The 346-nt window shown below is 68.5% G+C and carries 1 protein-coding gene; it reads left to right on the top strand.

Going from position 1 to position 346, the window contains the following annotated elements:
* Nucleotides 1-276 (top strand): hypothetical protein (locus UK12_RS42200; protein ID WP_045307086.1); only part of this gene is annotated, 276 nt, incomplete at its 5' end.
* Nucleotides 277-346 lie beyond the last annotated feature (70 nt).

Genomic DNA, 346 nt, shown 5'->3' on the forward strand with positions numbered 1-346 from the left:
GTTGCTGCCCTGCGCGGCCAGGCCCCGGCCGGGCTGGAGCGCCGGGACGCGCTCGGCGCTGGCGGCACGGTGGTCACCACCTTCCCGTCCGGGATGTGCGGCTGGAATGCCTGGTCGGCGGACTCCCTCTTCGGTAACGGCGCGAAGAGCTGGTCTAACTCAGCGTTCGCGTACCGGTGTATCAGCATCCTCTCCAACAACCTGGCCAGCGTGTACCTGGTCGGCCGGACCTCGTCGGGTGACCTGAGTGAGCTGCACCCGCTGTCGCAGCTGTAGCACGCCAAGCCCACCGCCTGGATGCCCGCCCAGGTTCTCATGCCCCAGACGATGCGTCCCCGTCATCGTT

It is taken from the genome of Saccharothrix sp. ST-888 (assembly GCF_000955975.1).
Lineage (GTDB): Bacteria > Actinomycetota > Actinomycetes > Streptomycetales > Streptomycetaceae > Kitasatospora.